The 20,731-nt window shown below is 74.3% G+C and carries 18 protein-coding genes; 5 read left to right on the plus strand and 13 right to left on the minus strand.

The features are described from left to right. Positions 1-6: 6 nt before the first annotated feature. On the minus strand, positions 7-918 hold the full coding sequence (locus AKI01S_RS10650) for a haloalkane dehalogenase (protein WP_067814564.1): 912 nt from the start codon (positions 916-918) through the stop codon (positions 7-9). Between the two features lie 13 nt (positions 919-931). Then, positions 932-1,888 (minus strand): cation diffusion facilitator family transporter, encoded by a 957-nt coding sequence (locus AKI01S_RS10655; RefSeq protein WP_245681564.1) that lies wholly within the window; start codon positions 1,886-1,888, stop codon positions 932-934. 120 nt (positions 1,889-2,008) lie between these two features. Between AKI01S_RS10655 and AKI01S_RS10660 the strand changes: the two genes are divergently transcribed. Further along, positions 2,009-4,462 carry an AAA family ATPase gene (locus AKI01S_RS10660; protein ID WP_083999330.1) on the plus strand — a complete coding sequence of 818 codons (2,454 nt, stop codon included), beginning with the start codon at positions 2,009-2,011 and terminating at the stop codon, positions 4,460-4,462. Positions 4,463-4,502: 40 nt separating this feature from the next. Beyond that, positions 4,503-5,567, plus strand: coding sequence for a winged helix DNA-binding domain-containing protein (locus tag AKI01S_RS10665; protein WP_067814495.1), 1,065 nt, complete (start codon positions 4,503-4,505; stop codon positions 5,565-5,567). A 3-nt stretch (positions 5,568-5,570) separates the two neighbouring features. On the opposite strand, the gene AKI01S_RS54205 is transcribed toward AKI01S_RS10665, so the two are convergent. Further along, positions 5,571-5,699 (minus strand): hypothetical protein, encoded by a 129-nt coding sequence (locus tag AKI01S_RS54205; protein WP_281185972.1) that lies wholly within the window; start codon positions 5,697-5,699, stop codon positions 5,571-5,573. Between the two features lie 80 nt (positions 5,700-5,779). Between AKI01S_RS54205 and AKI01S_RS10670 the strand changes: the two genes are divergently transcribed. Continuing rightward, positions 5,780-6,475, plus strand: coding sequence for a histidine phosphatase family protein (locus AKI01S_RS10670; RefSeq protein WP_157419760.1), 696 nt, complete (start codon positions 5,780-5,782; stop codon positions 6,473-6,475). Positions 6,476-6,634: 159 nt separating this feature from the next. On the opposite strand, the gene AKI01S_RS10675 is transcribed toward AKI01S_RS10670, so the two are convergent. From AKI01S_RS10675 to AKI01S_RS10715, 9 genes are all read right to left on the minus strand, one after another. Then, entirely contained in the window at positions 6,635-7,387 is a 753-nt protein-coding gene (locus AKI01S_RS10675) for a LamB/YcsF family protein (RefSeq protein ID WP_067814496.1), read from the minus strand. Between the two features lie 20 nt (positions 7,388-7,407). Then, the gene (locus AKI01S_RS10680; protein ID WP_067814498.1) at positions 7,408-8,208 is read right to left on the minus strand and encodes a putative hydro-lyase; all 801 of its coding nucleotides are present in this window, start codon (positions 8,206-8,208) and stop codon (positions 7,408-7,410) included. A gap of 29 nt (positions 8,209-8,237) precedes the next feature. After that, positions 8,238-8,606: a UCP033725 family protein gene (locus AKI01S_RS10685; RefSeq protein ID WP_067814500.1), complete on the minus strand. Its 369-nt coding sequence runs from the start codon at positions 8,604-8,606 to the stop codon at positions 8,238-8,240. After that, a complete protein-coding gene (locus tag AKI01S_RS10690; RefSeq protein ID WP_067814502.1) occupies positions 8,603-10,147 on the minus strand; it encodes a TY-Chap domain-containing protein in 1,545 nt (514 codons plus the stop codon). The genes AKI01S_RS10685 and AKI01S_RS10690 overlap by 4 nt, the downstream gene beginning before the upstream one ends. 79 nt (positions 10,148-10,226) lie before the next feature. Then, complete coding sequence (locus tag AKI01S_RS10695; protein WP_245681565.1) at positions 10,227-11,645, minus strand: TY-Chap domain-containing protein; 1,419 nt, start codon at positions 11,643-11,645, stop codon at positions 10,227-10,229. Positions 11,646-11,746: 101 nt separating this feature from the next. After that, entirely contained in the window at positions 11,747-13,276 is a 1,530-nt protein-coding gene (locus tag AKI01S_RS10700) for a hypothetical protein (RefSeq protein ID WP_067814571.1), read from the minus strand. A gap of 171 nt (positions 13,277-13,447) precedes the next feature. After that, on the minus strand, positions 13,448-13,765 hold the full coding sequence (locus AKI01S_RS10705) for a hypothetical protein (RefSeq protein WP_067814506.1): 318 nt from the start codon (positions 13,763-13,765) through the stop codon (positions 13,448-13,450). Between the two features lie 175 nt (positions 13,766-13,940). Beyond that, positions 13,941-14,606: a cytochrome b/b6 domain-containing protein gene (locus tag AKI01S_RS10710; protein ID WP_067814508.1), complete on the minus strand. Its 666-nt coding sequence runs from the start codon at positions 14,604-14,606 to the stop codon at positions 13,941-13,943. Continuing rightward, positions 14,551-15,243, minus strand: a complete 693-nt coding sequence (locus tag AKI01S_RS10715) for a molybdopterin-dependent oxidoreductase (RefSeq protein WP_218009630.1) — start codon at positions 15,241-15,243, stop codon at positions 14,551-14,553. The genes AKI01S_RS10710 and AKI01S_RS10715 overlap by 56 nt, the downstream gene beginning before the upstream one ends. A gap of 501 nt (positions 15,244-15,744) precedes the next feature. Between AKI01S_RS10715 and AKI01S_RS10720 the strand changes: the two genes are divergently transcribed. Further along, positions 15,745-17,949 (plus strand): SpoIIE family protein phosphatase, encoded by a 2,205-nt coding sequence (locus AKI01S_RS10720; RefSeq protein ID WP_067814511.1) that lies wholly within the window; start codon positions 15,745-15,747, stop codon positions 17,947-17,949. A gap of 266 nt (positions 17,950-18,215) precedes the next feature. Beyond that, positions 18,216-19,826 (plus strand): RNA polymerase sigma factor, encoded by a 1,611-nt coding sequence (locus AKI01S_RS10725; RefSeq protein ID WP_083999321.1) that lies wholly within the window; start codon positions 18,216-18,218, stop codon positions 19,824-19,826. 76 nt (positions 19,827-19,902) lie between these two features. Here AKI01S_RS10725 and AKI01S_RS10730 read toward each other — a convergent pair whose 3' ends face one another. Further along, entirely contained in the window at positions 19,903-20,643 is a 741-nt protein-coding gene (locus tag AKI01S_RS10730; protein WP_067814513.1) for a YaaA family protein, read from the minus strand. Positions 20,644-20,731: the final 88 nt, after the last annotated feature.

Below are 20,731 nucleotides of genomic sequence, written 5' to 3' on the forward strand. Positions count from 1 at the left end.
CGTCGGTCAAGGGGTCTCCTGGACGAAGCGGGCGATCTCGCGGCCGAGCCGCTCCCCGTCGTCCTCCTGGAGGAAGTGCCCGGCCCCCTCGATCGTAGGGTGCCGCACGCCCGCCGCACCCGGAACCAGGTCCCGGAACAGCGGCGCCATCGGTCCCGTGATCGGGTCGGAGTCACCGAACGCCACCAGGAACGGCCTGTCCCAGGCCCGCAGCAGGTCCCAGGCGTCGCGGTTGGGCTGGGCCTGCGGGTCGTCGGGGTCGGCGGGCACCAGTCCCGGCATGGCGCGCGGCCCGGCCTTGAACGACTCGTCGGGGAACGGCGCGTCGTAGGCGGCCCGCACCGCCGCGTCCAGTGTCGTGCGGCACCCCGACTGGACGCCGCGCGCGACGTCGAACACGGGCGAGGTCCGCACCGCCTCCCGGAACCTCAGCCACGTCTCGGGCATGGGGAAGTCTCCGGTCGGCAGCCCGGTGTTGGCGGCGACGAACCGCGCGAACCGTTCGGGGTGGGCGACCGCGAGCCGCAGCCCGATCAGCCCGCCCCAGTCCTGCCCGACGAACGTGACCCCGCGCAGGTCCAGCGCGTCGAACAGCAGCGCCCGCGTCCACTCGATGTGCCGCGCGTAGCTGTGGTCCCCGATCGCGGCGGGCTTGTCCGACCGCCCGAACCCCACCAGGTCCGGCGCGACGACCCGCAGCCCGGCGTCCGCGAGGACCCCGATGACGCGCCGGTACAGGAACGACCAGCTCGGCTCGCCGTGCAGGCAGACCACGACGGGCCCGTCCGGGGGCCCGGCCTCCACGTAGGCCATCCGCAGCGTCCCGCCCTCCTGGTCGGGAACGTCGGCGTAGCGCGGTGCGTGGGGGAAGCCGGGCAGGTCGGCGAAGCGCTCGTCGGGCGTACGCAGGATCCGCATGCCGCCCATCATGTCAGTGAGCGCTTTCGGGCCCCGGGTCGGTGCGGACGTGGGTCGTCTCCAGCTCGGTGTCCTGGTAGGAGCGCGGGTCGTCGATCGGCTCCACGTGGGTGAGGACGATCGCGTGCGGAAGGCGGCCGTGGACGGCGGTCTCCACCTCCTCGGCCAGGTCGTGGCCGCGCCGCACCGTCCAGTCGCCGGGGACCAGGATGTGCATGGTCACGAACGCCAGCCGCCCCGACCGGCGGGTGCGGACCGCGTGGAAGGCGATCCGGTCGCCCGCGAAGCCCGCCAGCACGTCGTTGATGATCTTCTGTTCGTCCTCCTCCAGCGCCCGGTCCATCAGGCCCGCGCCGGAGCGGCGGACCAGGCCCGCGCCGGTCCACAGGATGTTGGCGGCCACCACCAGCGCGATGATCGGGTCGAGGACGCTCCAGCCGGTCAGCGCGACCGCGGCCACGCCGACGACCACCCCGGCCGACGTCCACACGTCGGTGATCAGGTGCCTGCCGTCGGCCTCCAGGGTGATCGACCGGTACCGGCGGCCGCCGCGCAGCAGCAGCCACCCGACCGCCAGGTTGATCAGCGAGGCGACGATCGAGACCGCGACGCCGACGTCGACGCGTTCCAGCGGCTGGGGGTTCAGCAGGCGCTCGACGGCGCTGTAGCCGATCACCGCCGCCGCCACGAAGATCATCATGCCCTCGGCGCCCGCCGAGAAGTACTCGGCCTTGGTGTGCCCGAACGAGTGCTCCTCGTCGGCGGGCTTGGTCGCCCAGCGCAGCGCCCCCAGCGCGATCACGGCCGCGACCAGGTTCACCACCGACTCGGCGGCGTCCGACAGCAGGCCGACCGAGCCGGTCAGCAGCCAGGCGACGGTCTTCAGCGCGATCGTCGCGACGGCGGCCGCGACCGCCAGCCACAGCAGCCGGAACATGCGCCGTTCGGTGAGCGCGTCGGTGGTGTCCACCTTTCCAGCATGACCGATTAGGGGTTTTTGGACGCGAGGAGGGGGCGGGGAGCGCGACGCCGCCGACGAACCGGGACCGGGGAGTGCCGTTCCGGCGGGTCCTGCGATTTACTCGGCTTGATGGCTGAGTTCGGCGGCTCCCCCTCTCGCCCGGCCGTGACGACCGCGGCGCGGGATCTGTTCGAGCGCCTGCGCTGCCGGTACTTCCAGATCCCGCCGGGACTGCGGTTCCTGGGCGGGGTCGTGCTGGCCGCGGCCGTGCTGGCGGTGACGGTCGCGCTGGGCGGGCCCGTCCCGGCGGTCGCGGCGGTCACGCTGGTCCTGCTGGTGGTGGCGCACCTGACGCTGCGGTCCCCGGCGGGGATGGCGGTCGTGGCGATGGTGCCGGTGTGGCTGGCGGCGTCGGTCCTGCTGGGGCGGCTGTATCCGTCCGGCGGCGCGTTCTACGGCGACGAGTCGGCATGGCTGGCGGTGCTGGTGTTCCCGGTGGCGTTCCTGGCGCTGCGGATGCGCGGATACGCGCCGTGGCGGACGGTGCTGCTGGCGTTGCTGGCGGCCGGGGCGGCGGCCGCGGCGACCGCGCCGGCCTGGCCGGACCCGCACGTCGCGCCCGCCTGGCTGGCCGCGGCGGCGGTGCTGGCCTACCGCTGGGCGCGGGCGCGCGACACGGTGCCCGCCGAGGCGTACGAGACCGGCTGGGTGCAGGAGCAGGCGAACCCCGGAGGGAACGGCATGGCGGTGCCCGGCAGACCCCCGGCCGAACGGGGCCGGCGCGCGTCCGACGACGCCCCCGAGCCGCAGCCCGCCCCGCCCGCCGTCCCCGAGCCCGCGACCGCCGAGCCCGAGCCGCGCCCGTCGGTGAGCGACGCGCTCGCCGAGCTGGAGGAGATGATCGGGCTGGAGCCGGTCAAGCGGCAGGTCCGCTCGATCGCGGCGTCCATCGAGGCGGCGCACCTGCGGGCCGCCGCCGGGGTGCCGACCGAGAAGCCGATGCGGCACTTCGTGTTCGTCGGGCCGCCGGGCACCGGCAAGACCACCGTGGCCCGCGTGCTGGCGAAGATCTTCTACGCGTTCGGGCTGCTGCCGACACCGAACGTGGTGGAGGCGCACCGCGCGGACCTGGTCGGGGAGTTCCTCGGCGCCACCGCGCTCAAGACGAACCGGCTGATCGACTCGGCGCTCGGCGGAGTGCTGTTCGTGGACGAGGCGTACGCGCTGGTCAACGCCGCCGAGGGGCAGCCGGACCGGTTCGGCGACGAGGCGGTGCAGACGCTGCTGAAACGCGCCGAGGACGACCGCGACAACCTGGTGGTCATCCTGGCCGGGTACGAGCCGCAGATGGCCGGGCTGCTGGACTCCAACCCGGGGCTGGCCTCGCGGTTCGGCACCCGCGTGCACTTCCCGTCCTACCGGCCCGACGAGCTGCTCCGGATCGCCGAGTACCACGTCGCGCAGCGCGAGGACCGTCTCGACGAGGACGCGCGCCGCCGCCTGACCGACCGGTTCGCCGAGGTGACCCGCCGGGGCGTCGTGGACGAGCTGGGCAACGGCCGGTTCGTGCGCTCGCTCACCGAGGCCGCCGCCCGCGCCCGCGACGTCCGGGTCGTCGGGGGCGCGGCGGGGCGGACGCCGTCGGCCGAGGACCTGGTGACGCTGCGGGCCGAGGACGTCGACACCGCGTTCGCCGAGGTCACCGAGCGGTACCGGGGGTACGCCGAGACCCCGACGCTGGACGAGGCGCTCGGCGCGCTCGACGCGATGATCGGGCTGGCGCCGGTGAAGCGCCAGGTCCGCGAGATCGCCGCCCAGCTCCAGGTCGCCCGGCTGCGCCAGGAGCAGGGCCTGGTGACCCGCCCGCCGACCCGCCACTTCGTGTTCGCCGGGCCGCCCGGCACCGGCAAGACGACCGTGGCGCGCGTGCTGGGCAGCGTGTTCGCCGCGCTGGGCCTGCTGGCGCGGCCCTCGGTCGTGGAGGCCCAGCGCGCCGACCTGGTGGGCGAGCACCTCGGCTCCACCGCCCTCAAGACGAACCGGCTGGTCGACTCGGCGCTCGGCGGGGTGCTGTTCGTGGACGAGGCGTACGCGCTCGACAATCCCGGTTACGGCGGCGGCGACGCGTTCGGCATGGAGGCGGTGCAGACGCTGCTGAAACGCGCCGAGGACGACCGCGACCGCCTGGTGGTGGTGCTGGCGGGCTACCCCGGCGACATGGACCGCTTCCTGTCGAGCAACCCCGGCCTGGCGTCCCGGTTCGACGTCCGCGTGGACTTCCCGTCCTACGGCCCCGACGAGCTCCTCCAGATCGCCCAGCTCATCGCCGAGGAGAGCGGCGACCGCTGGGAGGAACGCGCGCTGGACGACCTCGCCCTGGTCTTCCAGCACGTCGTCGGCCAGGGCCGCGTCGACGAGCTCGGCAACGGCCGGTTCGCGCGCTCCCTCTACGAGAAGGCGTGCGCCTGCCGGGCCCTGCGCGCCGCCGCCCTGGGCCCGGCGGCGACGGCCGAGGACCTGACGACGCTGACGGTGCGGGACGTACGCGAGGCGGTGCGGGGCATGGCTCATCGCCTCGGCTGAGCCCTCCCGAACTGTCGGACCCCTGCGGTTGAATGCCGCCATGGACTCGGTGACCTGGCCCCAGGTGCTCGCGTGGCGCTCGCGGCGGCAGTACCTCGAACGACCCGCCGACGCCTCCGCGCTCGCCATCACCCGCCGCCTGGCGGGCGTCCAGGCGCAGGTCGCCTCGGCCGCCGAGCTGTCGATCGCGATACGCCGGTCCGCCCCCGACCCGGACGAGGTCCCCCGCGCGCTCTGGCGCGACCGGACGCTGGTCCGGACGTGGGCGATGCGCGGCACCCTCCACCTGCTCCCCGCCGACGAGGCGGGCGCGTACCTGCGGCTGTCGAGCGTGGTCCGCCACTGGGAGAAGCCCAGCTGGCAGAAGCTGGCCAACGCGACCCCGGCCGACCTGGAGGCCATCGCCGCCGCCGCGACCGCCGCCCTCTCCGGCGGCGCCGCGCTCACCCGCGAGGAGCTGGCCGCCGCCATCATCGAGGAGACCGGCTCGGCGCACCTGGCCGAGGCGCTGGGCTCGGGCTGGGGGACGCTGCTCAAGCCGCTGGCGTGGTGGGGCGTGCTGTGCCACGGGCCGTCGCAGGGCACGCGGGTGACGTTCACCGCCCCGCCCTACACGCTGCCGGACGTGGAGGACGCCGCCCGGACGGTGCTGCGCGCGTTCCTCGGCGCGCACGGCCCCGCGACCCCCGACACGTTCGACAACTGGCTCATGCGGAAGATGAACCGCAAGAAGGACGTGCGGGGGTGGTTCGAGGCCCTCGCCGACGAGTTGACCACCCTCGACGTCGAGGGCGTCCCGATGCGGGTCCTGACCGAGCACCTGGACGAGCTCCTCCACACCGAACCGACGTCCTCGGTCCGCCTGCTGGGCCCGTTCGACCACTACATCCTGGGCGCGGGCACGGGCGACCCGAACGTGGTGCCCCCCGACCGCCGCAAGGAGGTCAGCCGCACCGCGGGCTGGATCTCCCCGGTCGTCCTGCACGGGGGCAGGGTCGCCGGGGTCTGGGAGCCCGTCGGCGGCGAACCGAAGATCACCCTCTTCACGGACGTCCCCCCGGACGCCCTGGCCGCCGAGGCGGAGCGGATACGCCCGCTGCTGTGACCCTCAGCCCCTCCGCGAGGGCCAGTCTCCCGCCCGCCAGTCCCGGCCGTCCCGCGAGTCGGCCACCCACAGCCCGGTGAGCCCGCACACCGCCAGAACGACGACCAACGCCAGCACTACCAACGTGCCCATGACCAGAGGATGCGCCCGTTCGCGCCACATTGACAGGACCAATTTCCCTTGTCCGGCGTAGACCACCGTAGGGTGCGGGTGTGGGCGGGCGGGACGAGGTGATCGAGTACCGGCAGGAGCGCTACCGGCCTCCCGCGGGCGCGGTGACGGTGCTGCTGGTGCGGCACGGGGCGTCGCGGGCGGCGCGGGCCGACGCGCCGTTCCCGCTGGTCGGCGGGCACGCCGACCCCGAGCTGGCGGCGGAGGGGCACCGGCAGGCCGAGCGCGTCTGCGCCCGGCTCGCCGGGGAACGCCTCGACGCCGTCTACGTGACCACGCTGCGGCGCACCGCGCAGACCGCCGCGCCGCTGGTCCGGCGGCTCGGGATCGAGCCGCGCGTGGAGGCCGACCTGCGCGAGGTGCACCTCGGGGCCTGGGAGGGCGGCCTGTTCCGGAGGATGGTCGCCGAGGACGCCCCCGAGGCGCGGCGGCTGTGGGCCGAGGAACGCTGGGACGTCATCCCGGGCGCGGAGTCGAACGAGGCGCTGGCCGCGCGGGTGCGGCGCGGGATCGACCGGATCGCCGCCGCGCATCCGGGCGGACGCGTCGCGGTCTTCACCCACGGCGGCGTGATCGCCCAGGCGCTGTCGCTGGCCGCCGGGGCGCGCCCGCTGGCGTTCCTCGGGACCGACAACTGCTCGATCTCGGAACTGGTCGTGATCGGCGAACGCTGGTCCGTGCGCCGCTTCAACGACACCGCCCACCTGGACGGCCCCGGGGACGGCGCCCTCACCTGAGGCGGAACGTCCGTGCCCGAGGCGGAACGGCCGTGCGCGGCGACTTCCGGCGCGGCATCTCCAGCGCCTCGGCGGGCACCGCCGGGCGGCCGACCGGACCAGGCGACGCTCCACCGTCCCGGCCCCCGGCGCGGCGGCCCGGCCCGTTGCGGCATGTCCTCAGGCGAACGGCCGCGGGGTCACCCCCGCCGCCTCCAGGGCGGAGCGGACTGCGCGGGCCAGTTCCACCGCGCCGGGGGTGTCGCCGTGCACGCAGACCGACCGGGCGTCGAGCCTCACCACCGAGCCGTCGACGGCGACCACCGTCCCGTCCGTCGCCATCCGCACCGCGCGCTCCACGACCGCGTCGGTGTCGTGGACCACCGCGCCCGGCTCGCGCCGCGACACCAGCCGCCCCTCGGGGGTGTAGGCGCGGTCGGCGAAGCACTCGGCCACCACCGTCAGGTCCTCGGCCGCCTCGTACACCGCCGAGCCCGGCAGCGTCAGCAGCGGCAGCGCCGGGTCGTAGGCGCGCACCGCGTCGGCCACCGCCCGCGCCTGCCCGGCGTCGCCGACGACCCGGTTGTAGAGCGCGCCGTGCGGCTTGACGTAGGCGACCCGGCCGCCCTCGGTCCGCGCGATGCCGTCCAGCGCGGCGATCTGGTACAGCACCTCGGCGGTCAGCTCGGCGGGCGCGACGTCCATCGCGCGGCGACCGAAACCGGCCAGGTCCCGGTAGGACACCTGCGCGCCGATCGTCACGCCGCGCGCGACGGCGTCCGCGCACACCCGCCGCATCGTCAGGGGGTCCCCGGCGTGGAAACCGCACGCGACGTTCGCGCTGGTCACCACCTCCAGCAACGCCTCGTCGTCGCCCAGCCGCCAGATGCCGAACCCCTCGCCGAGGTCGGCGTTGATGTCGATGACCGCCATGGGACAGGTCTACCACCCGCTCACAGCGGCGCGTCGGGCACGGGCGGGGCGTCGGACACGTCGGTGACGAACATCCGCCCCGGCGAGTGCGTGATGGCGAACTCCGGCTTCGCCGCCAGCACCACCGCCTGCGCCGTCACCCCGCACGCCCAGAACACCGGCACGTCGCCGGGCGCGAACTCCACCGGGTCCCCGAAGTCGGGCCGCGCCAGGTCGGCGATGCCGAGCGCCGCCGGGTCGCCCACGTGCACCGGCGGCCCGTGCGTCCCCAGACGCCGCGCGCTGACCTCGACGGCGGCGTCCACCATCGCGGGCGGGACCGGCCGCATCGACACCACCAGCGGGCCCGACAGCCGCCCCGCCGGGACGCACGGCCGGTCCGTCACGTACATCGCCACGTTCCGGTCCTGGCCGATGTGCCGCACCGGGACGCCCGCCGCCGACAGCGCCGCCTCGAACCCGAAGCTGCATCCGATGAGGAACGCCACCAGGTCGTCGCGCCAGTACCCCGTCGCGTCGGCGACCTCGGCGACCGGCGCGCCGTTCTCGTACACGCGGTAGGCGGGCAGGTCGGTGCGCAGGTCGGCGGAGGCCGCGACCTCGCGCGGGTGCGGGTCGCCGGGGTCGGTGACCTCCAGCAGCGGGCACGCGTCGGGGTTGCGCTGGACGAACAGCAGCGTGTCGAACGCCAGGTCCCGCGGCACGGCGAGCAGGTTCGCCTGCGCGTAGCCCCGGCACCATCCGCTGGTCGTCGCGGCCTGCGCGCCGGTCCGGAACAGCGCGCGGGCCTGGGTGGGGGTGAGGACGGACGGCTGTGACATGCCGCCCGTTATGCCCTCGAAACGAGGTCTTAGACGGCCTCCTCGTGCAGGTCCTCGACCTCGTCCGCCGGAGCCCACGCCTGGTACACGCCCCGGTCGAACGGCTCCAGCCCCATCCGCTCGGCGACGGGGAACCTCCCGCCGGTGTACTCCACGCGCAGCCACCCGTCGTGCTCGCCCAGCACCACGAACGGCTCGTCGCGCCACCGGCAGTAGGTGCTCACGTACGACAGGCGCTCCACCTCGGCCGCCGGGACGACCCGCACGTGCCGCTCCGGCCCCACCTCGGCGAACCCCTCGGCGGGCCCGGACCGGTACAGCCGCACCCGCGCGCCGTCCGGGCTGGCCTCGTACTCGGCGCCGTTCCACCGCGCGTAGAACCCGTGCCGGATGCTCATCGTCCCTCCCCGGCGCCCGCCGCCGGGCCCGCGGGCGGCGCGCCGGCCGGGGCCTGGGGCAGCCGGATCCGCCACTGCCGCAGGTCGGCGTCGAACGTCGCCACCAGCGTCACCCGTCCCGACGCGTGGATCCGGTACATCCGCGCGCCGTGCGGCAGCCGCTGACTGTTGATCTTGAATTCGGGGATCGCGGACCCGTCGCCGGGCGCGTATCCCGACCCCGGGAACGGGGCCTTCTCGATGACCCACCCGCCCGGGATGATCCCCATGCTCCACTCGTCGATCCCGCCCAGCGGCGTCCGGAACAGCTCCGGCTTGGCCGCGGGCCACCGGATCACGTGGACCGCCTCGTCGGCGGACGAGAACGGCGTCCCCTCGTACACCAGCCCCAGCCCGCGCACGAGCTTGGCCGGGGTGTCCAGCTCCAGCACGTCGCCCAGCCGGTGCACGTACCCGGCGACGCGGTCGTAGCCGCCGTCCAGGTAGTGCGCCACGTGGTCGGGCCGGATCACCTTCTGCATGACGACCGCGCCGCCGTCGTCGACGGTCGCGGTGTCCTCCGGCTCCGCCGCGGGGGAGGGGGGTGGCTGCGGAGCGGACGGCCGCGCGGACGGAACGTGACCGTTTCCGGCCACCGGCCGTTCGGCGGCCGACGGCCCGGCGGCGACCGGCGGTTCGGCGGGCGGAGGTTCGGCGGGCGGAGGTTCGGGGAGCGGCGGTTCGGCGGCGGGCGGCGCCGGCTGGAGGAGCAGCAGCGCGGACGCGTCCAGGTAGGCCGCGCTCGGCAGTCCCGGGTTCACCGCCAGCCGCCAGTCCGGATGCGGCCAGTCCCGGGCCAGCCGCTCCAGCGTCGCGGGCCGGTGGTGGACCGCCTGGCCGCGCAGCGACCGGTCCATCGCCTCCGGCGAGGTGAACGCCAGCACGAACGTCCCGTCGCCGAACCGGGCCGTCGCGTACCGGTCCCCGGCCGCCGACGGGTCGCCCGGGGCGGGCAGGCACAGCGTGACGCCCGCCAGGAGCTCCAGGTACCGCCGCTGGTCACCGCGTTCGCGGGCGGCGGCCAGCGCCGCCTCCAGGTCGGCCTCGGCGGCGCTGCCCGGCGTCCGCTCCGCCTCGGGGATCGCCACCGGGATGCCGAGGCCCGGCAGCGCCAGCGCCCCGCCCCCGGTCCGGCCGGCCTGGTACACCAGCTCCAGCGGCGTGCGCACCCCGTACACGTCGCGGAACGCCGCCACCATCCGCGCCGCCAGCCGCCCGCACGCCTCGGTGAACGCGTCGTCGGCGGGGGCGCGGTCCCACCAGTTGCGCCGCGCGTCGTCGTCGGGCGGTCGCCATCCCAGCCCGGCCAGCCGCCGTTCCTGCCGTCCCGACAGCGGCCGGGGCAGGAACGCGCTGCCGACCGCCTCGGCGTCCAGCACGTCGTCCGCCCGCATCGCCTGCGTGTAGGGCAGGCCGCCGGGCCCCTGCACGATCAGGAACGACCGGGCCGGGAGCCGCATCAGCTCGACGGCCAGCCGTTCGGCGAAGTCGTTCCAGTCCAATGGGTCCCAACCCTCGCGTGCTCGACCTGACGTACCAGAAGTTAGCCGCCCGGCCGGGCCCGCGGGACCCGGCCCCGGCTCATTCGGTGCCGAGCGTGGAGGCCAGGTCGGTGCGGACCGGGGTCCAGACCCCGCCGATCGCGTCGTAGACCGCGACGAGCAGCTCGCCGTCGTCGGTGGCCTGCCACATCCGGGTGCCCTGCGACGGCCGGATGACCGGCGGCCCCGGAGGCGCGGGCGGCACGGGCGGCACCGGGGGTACTGCGGCGGGCTCGGGCTCGGTGGGCGCGCCGTAGGGCAGCGCGGGAACGGGCTCCTCGGCCACCGGGGGCTCCGCGAGGGCCTCCAGGGGGAGCGGCACCGGGGGCTCCACGGGGGGCGCCACCAGAGGCTCCACGGGAGGCGCCACCGGGGCCTCCGCGAGGGGCGCCACAGGGGGCTCCACCGAAGGCGTCACCGGCGGTACCGTCGGAGGCTCCACCTGAGGCGGCATCGCCTGCGCCGTCGGCGGGGCCACCGGAGGCGTCGCGGGCGGTTCCGGCGTGGGGGCGGTGCGCTGCTGCTTGTCCAGGCGGGTCACCGTGGCGACGTCCAGGTGCACCTCGCTGGGCAGGCCCGGGTTGACCGCCAGCTGCCAGGCCGGATCCGGCCACACCGCCAGCAGCGCCCCGAACGAGGTGTTCTGCCAGCTCAGCGGCGTTCCGGGCAGCAGCAGATGGGCGGCGGCCAGCGCCTGCGGCGAGGTGAACACCGTGACGTAGACGCCCGACCCGATCGTGGTGGTCGGCAGGCCCGCGCCGGGCACGGCCGGGGCGGGGATCACCAGCGCGGCCGTCAGCAGCAGCTCGAAGTAGGTGGCGTGGTCGGCGCGCTGCTTGGCGTCGGCCAGCAGCGGCTCCAGCTCGTCGGGCAGGTCCGGCGCGGGCGCGGTGAACGTCTCCCCGAACGCCGGGACCGCCCCGTTCGCGTGGGGGACGGCGCCGGTCCCGGCGGGCGGCGGCGGGGCCTCCACCAGGGGCGGCAGCTCGCCGGTCGCGGGCCGGACGTGCTCGACCCGGCCGGGGTCGGCGACGTCGATCCCGAAGTCCGGCAGCTCGATCAGCCCGGTGCCGTGCCGGTGGAACGACTCGTACACCAGGTCCGAGGGCCGCCGCACGCCCTGCACGTCGCGCAGCGCGGTGACCATGACGTCGGCGAGGCGGCCGTGGTCCTCGGGGCCGGCGAACGCGGGCAGCTCGGTCCACCAGTTGCGCGGCGCGGGTTCGCCGGGCGGGCGCCACCCGGCGTCGCTCATGACCTCCTCGTCGGCGAGGGTGAGCAGCAGCGGCCCGTCCAGGAAGTTGTTGCTGACGGCCTCGGCGTACAGCCGGTCCGGCTCGCGCATGGCCTGGACGTAGTGCCGGCTCTCCTCGCGCTCGCGCACGATGAGGATGGTGTCGGTGTCGAGCGCCGCCAGCTCACGTCCCAGCCGCCGGGCGAACTCGGACCACTCCAACAAGATCACTCCCTCAGCCCCGGGGACGTCCCCCGGTCCCCCGTACGCCCCATGCCAGAGATCCCGATGATTGTCGCCCCGGACGCTTTCTGGCAAACCGGACGTCACTCAGGTGGCGGTTCGTGACGCAGCACACGTAGCGCGTCGCGCAGCCCCTGCGGATCGTGACCGTGCCGCTCCAGCACGTCGATCAGCCTGTGGAGGATCTCGTGGCGCTCGTAGCCGACGTCCAGCAGCGCCTGGGCGGTCTCCCACAGCTGCGGCGGGTCGCCGTCCCACAACCGCCCGGCGAGCCGCTCGTGGGCGTCCAGGTGGGCCTCGTCGGCGCCGGGGTGCTCGAACTCCAGCAGGATGCGGCGGTCGCCGGGGTCGCCGGGGTCGAGCTTGGTCAGATCGACCCTGCCGTGCTTGCCGTGCCGTCCCGGCAGCCGGTGCGTCCCCGACAGGAACGGCAGCGTGAACGCCCGCCGGGGCAGCGCCTCCAGGTCCCCGTCCGGCAGCAGCCGGTCCACGATCTCCCGGTCCAGCCCGAACGCCGACGGGTCGCGGTAGGACTCGGCGAACTTGGCGGTGGCGTCCCAGACGGCGTCGAGCGTCGCGCGCACGCCCTCCTCGGGCAGCCCGGTGCGCTTGCCCGCCCACCGCACCCACGCCGCCAGCACGTGCGGCACGGCCTCCTGCTCGGCCCTGGACAGCAGCACCTTGCGCGGCAGCCAGTCCAGCAGGAACATCTCGGCCTTCAGCGGCGACACCCGCAGCGGCCGCCCGAAGTCGTGGGCGCACCCGTAGTCGATGATCCGGTCCACGCAGCGGCTGGCCGCCGACCGGTCCGACAGCTCCTCGGCCTCGTCGGACGCCAGGAACCGCGCGGCGAGCGTGGCGCGCCGGTCGTGGCCGTGCACGGCGGGCGCCGGGACCCTGCCGCCGGGCGGCAGCGCCCGCACCCGCGACCGCACGAACGCGTGGTAGGAGCCGAAGTTCTCGTTGACCGGCGGGTCGTCGACGGCGTCGGTGCGTTCCAGCGCCCGTTGCAGCAGCGCCCGCGTGTCGCGCGGATCGACCTCCTCGAACCGCATCAGCGGGTTCTCGCGGCTCTCCCGGCGGCAGTGCTCCAGCAGCTTGTCCACCCGCGACGACACCCACGCGTCGCGCACCATCCCCGGCGCGGGCGGGCGGCCCGAACGCGCCGGGGCGTTCGGCACCGGCTCGGCCTTGTTGCGGTCCACCAGGACCACCAGCGCGTGCCGGTCGGCCCCGCCGTAGGTGAACGTGCACACGACCGACTCCTGGTCGCCGTACACGTCGCGGGAGACGTAACACTGCTCGGGGGTGACCATGCCGACGTGCTCGGCCCAGCCGGGGCGGGCGACGCCGCGTTCCATCAGCTCCAGCGCGGCCTGCTCGGCGAGGACCTCCTGCCGCCGGGTGCCGAGGTTGGCGATCCCGGTGAGCAGCGCCAGGGCGGCGGGCGTCCCGGCCCGCGCGGCGTGCCCGATCAGCGCCTCGCCGATGACCTCCTCGACGTCCCCGCCCGGCATCCGGTGCCCCCACCACGACCCGAGGATCTCGCTGACGATCAGCTCGGCGTCCAGCGGGGAGCGCACGGCCAGCAGCTCGCGGGCGTGCCGCAGCATCCCGTCGAAGATCGCCGAGACCTCGCCGGGGGGCTCGCGGCGATCCCGCGCGGGGTCGCCGGAGGAACGGCGGGGGCTGCGCGAACTCACCTCTATAGCTTCGCAGATCCGTCGCCGGGCGTTGCCCAGGACGCCGCCGTGCGGCCGAATTGGGACGGATCGCGACAGTCGTCAGCCGTCGACGCCGCCCTTCCCGGTGCCGCCGGCGCCGCCGTCCGCGCGGTGCGGGACGTGCCCGGGCAGCGCACCGCCCCAGGGCCCGGCCGCCCGCCCCGACGGGGGCTCGGACTTGACCATGCCGATCAGGTGCTCACGCGCCATACGCTCCACCAGTGCCGGGGTGGGGTTGACGCCCAGATGGGTCATGACGGCCTGAACGTCGGCGACGCATCGCTCGACGGCGTCCACGGTGAAGGTCATGAACTCGGCCGCCAGCCGCCGGGCGAGCACCTGGCGTGTCTCGCTCCGGTGGTCGGCCAATGCAGGCATCAGCGCACTACCTCCGCGCCGCAGGGACCGGCGGACGGAATGGACCGCCGGGTCAAGGCGCCGACCCCGATCGGAGGCCGCCGGGTCCGCGCCTCGTGCTCATTCCAACCCTTTCCCCGGCAGAGTCAAGACCTCCCCAGGTCGGGACCAGAAGATTCCACATAGTGTTCGCCGGTCACTCTCCCGGTGGTCCCTCCAGCCACCCCCGGTGGTGGCGTGCCGCCCAGTCGCGGCCGACCCTCCCGGACCACATGCCGGCCAGCGCCCCGCGGTCCCGCGACGCCTCCCACAGGTGCCCGGCGGTCACGACCAGCACGGCCAGGAACAGCCAGTCGTGCACGAACGTCGCGCCCGTCCGCCACCGGTCGGGGAACGGCCCCGGAAACGCCATGATCGCCCCGGTGCCCAGCAGCACCAGCACCGCGCCCGCGGTGAACGCCGCGTTCAGCTTCTGCCCGGCGTTGAACTTGCCGACCGGCAGCACGCCCCGCCCGCCGACCGTCGCGCGCCGGTCGCGCCGCCGCAGCCACGCCCAGTCGTGCGGCGCGAACCGGTCCAGCCGCCGCAGGTCCGCCCGGAACGCCCGCGACGCCAGCCCCAGCAGCACCGGCGCCGGCAGCGCGAACCCGCACCACAGGTGCACCGTCTTGACCAAGCCGCGCCGCCCCACCGCAGCCGACAGGGGCGGGAAGTACAGCAGCGCCGCCGTCACCAGGCACCCGAGCATCAGCAGCGCCAGCGCGTGGTGGACCCACCGTTCGGCCCGCGTGAACCGCTCGATCAGCTCAGGTGGGCCGGTCGTCGCGTCCGTTGGACCGCCCGACCCACGCGTCGACGTCATATCCGCGTTCCTCCCAGTACCCGGGCACCACGCGGTCGACGACCTCGATCCCGCCCAGCCACTTGAGCGACTTGTAGCCGTACATCGGCGCCACCAGCAGCCGCACCGGCCCGCCGTGGTCGTGGCCGACCGGCCCGTCCCGCATCCCCGTCGCCACCAGCACGTCGCGCCGCCGCGCCTGCTCCAGCGTCAGCGACTCGGTGTAGACCCCGTCGAACGACCGGAACAGCACCGCCCGCGCCCGCGCCGACGCCCCGACCGCGTCCAGCAGGTCCGGCAGCGCCACCCCCGACCACGCCACGTCCGGCACCCGCCACCCGGTCACGCACTGGAAGTCCCGCGTGATCCGCGTCTGCGGCAGCCGCGCCAGGTCCGCCATCGCGAACGCGCGCGGCCGCTCCACCAGCCCGCCCACCGTGATCCGGTGCTCGGCGGCCGACCGCCGCCGCACCGACGGCACCACCGAGTAGAACCGGAACCCGCCCGCCGCCGGCAGCAGGTCGCCCAGCGGCGCGACCGGCGCGACCGCCCGGTTCACGCCGTCCTGCACCGACGCGCCCACCACGACCCCGACCGCGCCGAGCCCGAGCATCCCCAGCACCACGCGCCGCCCGACGGGCCGCCCAGCTTCGTCCACACCCCCATCACAACACCACGGGCCCCCGCCCGCCACGCCCAGACCCCGCCGGTAAGACTTCCGTCAGATCTGATCCGTCAGATCCAAGCTGTCGCGCACGCACGCGCTGCCCGGCTTCGGCAGGCGGAAGGCGCAGATCTTCCTGGCGCTGCCGGGCAAGCGGTACGGCGTGCGGCCCGAGGCGCCGGCGAAGGTGCGGGCGTTCGAGCAGGAGGCCGAGGCCGCCGCCAAGGCGGCGAAGGCCGAGAAGGCCGCCGCCGGGTGGTCCGGAGGTTCTTTACCCCTTCTTTGCCGACCGGGGCGGACCGGCGCACGACACTGGGACGCGACGCGACACAGATGTCCGTCAGCCCTTCCGTCCACGGCCAACCATCGGGATGATGAGAACCTGACTCCGACCGGTGTTGTGATGGAGGCGGGAGCGCTAGCCTGCTCCCATTCACGCATAGTGATGAAAACTTGCCGCGCGGTGCGGAACCCCCTGGGGCGGAGGTGTTGTCCATGAGCACCGAGACGTCCGTTCCGCATCCCCGGACCTCTGCGGTGGAGGGCCCAGACATGGACGCGTTCGACGACGCCCTGTACTCCGCCCTCATGAAGCAGGCCCCCGCGGGGATCGCGTACTTCGACACGGAGCTGCGCTGCCGCCGCGCCGGCGAGGCGCTGGCCGGGCTGCTCGGCGTGTCCGGCGCCGGCCTGGAGCGCCACACCCCCGCCCAGGCGCTGCCCGAGGCCCTGGCCGCCGAGGTCGAGGCCGCGCTGCGCGAGGTCCTGGCGGGCGAGGGCGCGCCGCTGGAGACCGACCTGATCGTCTCCGCGGGGGCCGACAAGCCCGCCGACACCGAGAATCCCGAGCACGCCGAGCACGCCGGGAACGCCGGCGGTGGCGGCCTCGCCGCGCCGCTGCCCCTCGGCACCGCCGGCGGCCTCGGCCCCGGCGACCGCGTCCTGTCGTGCCTGTGGCTGCCGGTCCGCGCCGCCGACGGCGCCGTGCGCGGCGTCGCGCTGACCGCCCACGACGTCACCGAGCGCCGCCGCGCCGAGGAGATCATCCGCCGCAAGGAGCAGCGGTACCGCTCCCTGGTCGAGGCCTCCTCCCAGGTCGTGTGGGTGACCGGCCCGGACGGGCGGCCGCTGGACGACGCCCCCGAGTGGCGCGCCATCACCGGCCAGACCCCCGAGGACTACGCCGCCGGCGGCTGGCTCGCGGTCGTCCACGGCGACGACCGCGCCCGCGTCGAGGCGATCTGGAACGAGTGCGTCGCCGACGAGCGCGTCTTCGAGACCGGCTACCGCATCCGCACCCGGTCCGGCGGCCACCGCCACTTCGACGTGCGCGCCGTCCCGATCCGCCAGGGCGACGAGGTCATCGAGTGGGTCGGCGCCAACACCGACGTGACCGGGCAGAAGGAGGCCGAGGAGATGCGCGGCCGCCTCACCGAGCAGCTGTCGGCCGCCGCGCTGCGCACCGCCCGCCTCCAGCAGGCCACCTCCATGCTCGCCGAGGCGCTCACCGTCTCCCAGGTCGTCCAGGTGATCACCGAGGTCGGCCGGTCGGCGATCGGCGCCGACTACTCGGCGGTGGCGCTGCTGGACGACGACAAGCTGCGGCTGTCGATCGTCACCCCGTCGCCGCCCGGCGGCGAGACGGCCCCGCGCCCGGCCACCCGCGACGACATCCGGGTCAGTGACCAGACGGTCATGTCGGTCGCGGTCCGCGAGTCCCGCCCGTTCCTGGCCCAGCACCCCGACGAGCTGCGCCTCCAGCTGGGCCGCGACGAGGCCGAGCTGTTCACCCAGCACAACGAGGAACGCGCCTGGGTCGGCCTGCCCCTGCTGGCCGCCGGGGCCCCGATCGGCGCGCTGCGGTTCTCCTTCACCCGCCCCCGCGAGATCACCGAGGAGGAGCGCGTCTTCCTGGAGGCCCTCGCCGGCCAGTGCGCCCTGGCCGTCGAACGCGCCCTGCTGTTCGAACGCGAGCACAAGACCGCCGAGGAGCTCCAGCGCAGCCTGCTGCCCACCGCCCTGCCGCAGCTGCCCGGCATGGTGCTGGCCGCCCGCTACAACCCCGCCACCCGCCACGTGCAGGTCGGCGGCGACTGGTACGACGTGTTCCGCCTCCCCGACGACCGCCTGGCCGTCGCGGCGGGCGACGTCATGGGCAAGGGCGTGCTCGCCGCCGCCGGGATGGGCCGCGTCCGCAACGCCCTGCGCGCCCTGGCCCTCAACGACCCCCGCCCCGCCGCCGTCCTGGCCGGGCTGGACCGCCTGTTCAGCGCCACCGAGGACGAGGAGCAGTTCACGACCGTCGCCTACGCGGTCATCGACCCCGAGACCGGCCAGGGCGCCTTCAGCAACGCCGGTCACCCGCCACCCCTGCTGATCTCCCCGGACGCCCCCGCCCGCGTCTCCACCAACGAGCCGGGAACCCCGCTCGGCTGGCCCTCGCAGCGCCAGCAGACAAGTTTTTCCATCGAAACCGGCAACACTGTGGTCTTCTATTCCGATGGACTTGTGGAGAACCGTAGGCGTGGGGTGGACGCCGGGCTGGAGGAACTGGTCTCCGTCGCGGCCGACGCCCCACCTGAAGTGGTAGGAGATCCGGAAAGACTCGTCGACTTCCTGGTCGATCGGATGCTTGCGGGTTACGAGCAAGTTGACGATGTGACCGTACTCGCCCTGCACGTCCCGCCGAAGACCGTTTGAGGCCCGTTCGAACCCCGCCGTGGAGCGCGAAGAGACGGTGTAGTACGTACGAAGGACCGCCCAGCGCCCTCTAAGGTGGAGTGTTACCGGGTTGGACTACGAAGCGGAATGCGCAGCCGTGCCAGAATGCTTGACCCCAGTAGGAGCGGGTACGCTGCGGTCCCGCACAGGGTGGCCCCGCTCGGTGTGTGGTCCCACCCCGTGTGAGGCCGGGCCCGTCAGGGCACTTGGGTCAACCAAGCCACACGTTCGTTCGAGAGGTATTTGTGTCGCCTGCTAGCTCGACCTCGAAAGCTTCGGATCTGCACGAGCACGTCATCGCGCAGCTGATCGAGCGTGGACGGTCCCAGGGTTACCTCGATGCCGAGGACGTACGCCGTACGTTCGAGGAAGCCGACATCCCTGTCGAGAAGGCTCCCGGCATTCTGCGGAGCCTCAGCAAGGAGGGCGTGACCGTTGTGGTGAGCGCTGCCAACTCCGCTGCGCCCAAGCGTCGCAAGCCGACGCAGCCGCGCAGGCCCAAGACCGCCGCTGCCGCCAAGGAGCAGCAGCCCGAGACGGTGACCGCCGTCGTCGACGACGACGAGGCGGCCGCTCCCAAGCCGCGTGCCGCCAAGAAGGCCGCCGCGCCCAAGAAGCCCGCCGCCGCCAAGCCCAAGGCCCCCGCGGCCAAGAAGGACGCCCCGGCCAAGACCGCCGCCAAGGCCACCACCAAGAAGGCCAAGTCCGCCGACGACCCCGAGCTCGAAGAGGACGAGGTCGACCTGGACCTGACCGACCTGGAGCTCGAGGACGAGCCGGAGGTCGAGGTGGAGGTCGAGGAGGAAGAGGTCGAGGAGGCCGCCGCGCCCGTCGCCGTCAAGGCCGCCAAGCCCGACGAGCCGCCCGCCAAGACCGACGAGGAGGCCTTCGTCCTCGGCGACGACGACGAGGACGCCCCGGCGCAGCAGATCGCCGCCGCCGGCGCCACCGCCGACCCGGTCAAGGACTACCTCAAGCAGATCGGCAAGGTCCCGCTGCTCAACGCCGAGCAGGAGGTCGAGCTCGCCAAGCGCATCGAGGCCGGCCTGTTCGCCGAGGAGCGCCTGGCCGTCGAGGGCCACCTGATGTCCCAGGAGGACCTCGAGGACTACGAGTGGATCGCCGAGGACGGCCGCCGCGCCAAGAACCACCTGCTGGAGGCCAACCTCCGGCTGGTGGTGTCGCTGGCCAAGCGCTACACCGGCCGCGGCATGCTGTTCCTGGACCTGATCCAGGAGGGCAACCTCGGTCTGATCCGCGCGGTCGAGAAGTTCGACTACACCAAGGGCTACAAGTTCTCCACCTACGCCACCTGGTGGATCCGGCAGGCGATCACCCGCGCGATGGCCGACCAGGCCCGCACCATCCGCATCCCGGTGCACATGGTCGAGGTGATCAACAAGCTGGCCCGCGTGCAGCGCCAGATGCTCCAGGACCTGGGCCGCGAGCCCACCCCGGAGGAGCTGGCCAAGGAGCTCGACATGACCCCGGAGAAGGTCGTCGAGGTCCAGAAGTACGGCCGCGAGCCGATCTCGCTGCACACCCCGCTGGGCGAGGACGGCGACAGCGAGTTCGGTGACCTGATCGAGGACTCCGAGGCGATCGTCCCGGCCGACGCGGTCAGCTTCACCCTGCTCCAGGAGCAGCTGCACTCGGTGCTGGACACCCTGTCCGAGCGCGAGGCGGGCGTGGTGTCGATGCGGTTCGGCCTCACCGACGGCCAGCCCAAGACGCTGGACGAGATCGGCAAGGTGTACGGGGTGACCCGCGAGCGCATCCGCCAGATCGAGTCCAAGACCATGTCGAAGCTGCGCCACCCGTCGCGCTCCCAGGTCCTGCGCGACTACCTGGACTGATCGGTACTCGCGAACGAACGTGTGACGGCAGGGGCCCCGTTCCGGACGACCGGAACGGGGCCCCTGCCCTTCGGGATCAGCCGGGAAGGATCACGTCGAGGTGGGCGCCGTCCAGCTCGGCGGCGTACCCGAGGTCCGTCACGGCCTTGAGCAGTTCCTCGGGGGTCTCCGGGGACGCCCCGGCCTTGATCAGGTCGTGGGCGACCCTTCCCCGCGTCGCCTTGGCCATGTGGCTGACCACGGTGCGCTGGGGAACGCCGTCCAGGATGCGTTCCCGGAACACCCGCACCGCCACCGCGGGCCGGGGCGCCTTCCACGCGGCCATGTACGGGCCCGAACGCATGTCCACGACCAGGCCGTCCGGGCGCAGCGCCTCCTTCAGGGCGGGGCGCCACACGGCCGAGACCCGGCCCTTCCCGGGCAGCGTCACGCCCATCGCCAGGCGGTAGGGCGGGATCCGGTCGGTGAGCCGCAGCGCGCCCCACAGCCCGGAGAAGATCACGATCTGCTCGGCGGCGCGTTCGAGATCCAGCTCGCCGATCGCGAGGTTGTCATAGAGCACGCCGGTGTAGAGCTCGGCCGCCGGCAGCGCCGGGGCCTCACGCAGCGCCCGGTTCCGCGCCAGGGCCTCGGCCGCCTGGCCCGCGGGCAGCCCCAGCACCTCCGGGGCGTCCCCGCGCCGGCTCACCTCCGCCAGCGCGTCCAGCATCCGTTCCCGCGTGGGACGCAGTTCCGGGAAACTGAGCGCCGCCGGGTCCAGCGGCGACCCGTCCTGCGCGACGGACTTCTTCTCCGATGGCGGCAGCAGAATGTGCACGGTCCCCCCGAATCCGGTGAATACGGCCACGCTTCAACCGGGCCGCACCCCAGGATAGGAAAGGTGAACGGCGGCCATCGTCGCCGAT

Origin of the sequence: Actinomadura kijaniata NBRC 14229, assembly GCF_001552175.1 — a bacterium.
Classification (GTDB): Bacteria; Actinomycetota; Actinomycetes; order Streptosporangiales; family Streptosporangiaceae; genus Spirillospora; species Spirillospora kijaniata.